This window comes from Aeromonas salmonicida subsp. salmonicida (assembly GCF_001643305.1).
Taxonomy (GTDB): domain Bacteria; phylum Pseudomonadota; class Gammaproteobacteria; order Enterobacterales; family Aeromonadaceae; genus Aeromonas; species Aeromonas salmonicida.
In genome coordinates this window covers 1-2,663 of record NZ_LSGW01000018.1, presented here as the reverse complement: position 1 = coordinate 2,663, position 2,663 = coordinate 1, and the positions used below count along the sequence as shown (strand labels likewise).

The window sequence follows — 2,663 nt, the reverse complement described above, 5'->3', positions numbered from 1 at the left end:
TTCTTTATTTTCTTTATTTTGGCTCGGTGATTTCATTTGCCGCGTTTTATTTCACATATTTATTAATTGTCAGATGGATTGAAAACAAAAATAAAATTAAACCCAGCAGCATGGACGGCAATAGATGAAGGCATGGCATATAGCGGTACTGTTTACCGCAGAACTTATTCTGAAAGGGGGCGTATGGATGGCGACATCAGCGGCCCTGCTGCGTATGGCTCGGTATTAGCGTACATGTTCGTTCCATTGGACTTCAAATGCAGTATTCAAGGGTCGCTTCAGAAAACGGAAATAATCGTACGGTAAGCCGTTGGCGGGATGGGGCGTGTGCAAAACCGCGCCGTTGCTGGGAATCGAATTCCTTAACGTGCTTTAGTTTCCTAATTCTGAGGTGATCCCGATTAGGCATTAATTTGGTACTGCTTTGGCACTGCTTTGGCACTGCTTTGGCACTGCTTTGGCACTGCTTTAGCACTGCTTTGGTGCTGTTTTGGTGCCGCGCCAGTGCCTCTTTGGCGCTATTTTAGTGCTGCTTTGGCTCATCAACAACTCGACCCAACGAATTTATAGGGTACACTTCAAGGTGATCACCACCACAGAACGGGCAAGGCTCCAAGTGCTCGCCGCTGTGATCACCTGGATCCCGATAGCTGGCCCCGTAGTGCCCAGGCTCTCCGAATAACTCCAAATTTTTCATGATTTTTCCTTAATTAACTCAGTCTACCTTCATGCGCTCTTGCACGATAGCCAGTTCATAACCGCTAATTTTCCCTGCCCCTCTCCGGTTGTCTGGGCGGGGGGGCGTTATCTCCTGACCGCGCAATACACCGCGCAGAAGCCATTCATTCAGCTCGCCTACGTGGATGCCCAACACCTGGGCGGCCAGCTCTCGACTGTAACTCTGCTTGAGCAGGGCGCTATCCCTTAACTCGTCGTATGTACCGGCCTGCATCGCCAGCAGGACACGGCGGGCAAGTAACTCGGCAGCATCGCCGAAGCGCTGTTCGGTGAAGGTTACGCGCTGGCCCATGTGGGTGGCTACCCAATGCCCTTTTGCATTTCGGGCTAACCCGTTCATCATTTTTCCTCTGACTTAGGCCGGATTATTTGCCTCCGGCAATTTTTGAATTGAACACCGGAGCCTGCGCTTTTGTGGGCTCCGGATAAATGGCCAGAACTTTGATAAAGACTCGGCGACGTGCCATTCGCCCTGGTTCCGGTTTGCAACATCGAGTCTCGGCCAATTTATCCACATAGCTCAACGATCTCAGATAGAGCACCACTTTGCTTGCATCGCTGGATGGTATCCCAAGCAGATAGGACACATCGTAAAGGTCGAAGAACTCACCATGTTTGAACGCCCATCTTGCGACCTTCAATGCTGGCAATTTCAGTTTGCTGTCCATTGAGTCCTATCCTTATCAACGCAGTATCACAACAATGGCGTGCTTGGCGTCAGTCTTAGTCAACGGCTTGATCATACGCTGGGCTCTGTTCTGCCTTGGGGCAGTGTGACATGAAAAAATAGAGTTTTTCCCTAACCATTCTTGGCCGCATAAGCTGCCTTTGATAGCGCCACGGCTTGTTCCCAGGCATCGACGTAATCTATGCCCATAAATGCCTCTATAGCGTCAGCCAGCGGATCAAGGCCGTCACACAAATGGCACTCCTGTTCCTGCCCATCAAGCAGGCATACAAGCACATATCTGTGCTGGGCATTCACACTGAGTTGCAGTGACTTCATGCGTTTTTTTCCGCAACGATTGCTGTACCGGTTGCAGTGACCATCATCATCGATTTACCGCCACCAGAAATCTCGTCAACATCAATCGATACGCCAATTAGAGCATTGCAGCCTAATTCGTCAGCTTGTTTTCTTAGCTGTACCAATGCTTGAGTTTTGAGGTCATCGAGCTTTGACATGTAGGTGCCTGAATTACCACCAGTGAAATCTCGGATCGAGGCCATGAAGTCTCTTAGAAAATTCATTCCGGCCACAATTGTCGCAGTAGTAACCCCTTTAACCTCGATGACTCTGGTATCTTGTGCTAGTACGTTGGTTGTAGAAGTGATTATGTGTTCATAGCCATAGGTGCCATCCCTTTGCTGTTTCCACGTTTTCAATGCATGTTCAATACTTTCAGCTCGGCAAGAGTCATAAGCGATAATGAATCCTTGTTCCTGTAGAGATGCTATTTCGCTGGATGCAGAGTCAGACAAGAGGTCAACAGCTACGGGTATCCCTTTGCCAACCAGAATGATGTAATTGTTCATATTTCCTCAATAAATTCTCGCCAAGAATAAGTTCATCATCAATCTGGCCCTTTTTTAAAGCAATGCTTGATAACAGATATTGCTAAAACGACGCACATCACAATGGTAAAAAACTGAAAAACATTGTAGTAAGTCATATATCCACCTATCACCTTGATGGCCGCAAAGAGATGCATCAATGTATCGCCGTTGTTCCACAAACATTGCCATGAACCGCTGACCGGCAGGTGCCGAGCTCATTGCCGCCTAGAGCTTTCCCGAATGACGTTTTGCCAACTTGAACTCTTTGGCGGCCTTTCCTGCTCCGTCATGGCCAGGAAACAGTGTCGCTGCGGAGAAACCATAGTCATTGCATTTAAAAATAAGGTTGCCTAAATAGCTGTTCCGAA

Annotated in this window: 4 protein-coding genes; all 4 read right to left on the bottom strand. The window is 48.1% G+C overall.

From position 1 onward, the window contains the following. Positions 1 to 715 precede the first annotated feature (715 nt). The gene (locus AXW79_RS01520) at positions 716 to 1,030 is read right to left on the bottom strand and encodes a hypothetical protein (RefSeq protein ID WP_227534479.1); all 315 of its coding nucleotides are present in this window, start codon (positions 1,028 to 1,030) and stop codon (positions 716 to 718) included. A 73-nt stretch (positions 1,031 to 1,103) separates the two neighbouring features. Then, a complete protein-coding gene (locus tag AXW79_RS01515) occupies positions 1,104 to 1,406 on the bottom strand; it encodes a hypothetical protein (protein WP_005321626.1) in 303 nt (100 codons plus the stop codon). A gap of 131 nt (positions 1,407 to 1,537) precedes the next feature. After that, complete coding sequence (locus AXW79_RS01510) at positions 1,538 to 1,744, bottom strand: hypothetical protein (protein ID WP_005321625.1); 207 nt, start codon at positions 1,742 to 1,744, stop codon at positions 1,538 to 1,540. Beyond that, positions 1,741 to 2,274 (bottom strand): YbjQ family protein, encoded by a 534-nt coding sequence (locus AXW79_RS21940; protein ID WP_005321623.1) that lies wholly within the window; start codon positions 2,272 to 2,274, stop codon positions 1,741 to 1,743. The genes AXW79_RS01510 and AXW79_RS21940 overlap by 4 nt, the downstream gene beginning before the upstream one ends. Positions 2,275 to 2,663: the final 389 nt, after the last annotated feature.

Coding starts and splice junctions, on each gene's coding strand:
- AXW79_RS01515 (WP_005321626.1), bottom strand. CDS start 1,406: ATGGACAGCAAACTGAAATTGCCAGCATTGAAGGTCGCAAGATGGGCG.
- AXW79_RS21940 (WP_005321623.1), bottom strand. CDS start 2,274: ATGAACAATTACATCATTCTGGTTGGCAAAGGGATACCCGTAGCTGTT.
- AXW79_RS01510 (WP_005321625.1), bottom strand. CDS start 1,744: ATGAAGTCACTGCAACTCAGTGTGAATGCCCAGCACAGATATGTGCTT.
- AXW79_RS01520 (WP_227534479.1), bottom strand. CDS start 1,030: ATGGGCCAGCGCGTAACCTTCACCGAACAGCGCTTCGGCGATGCTGCC.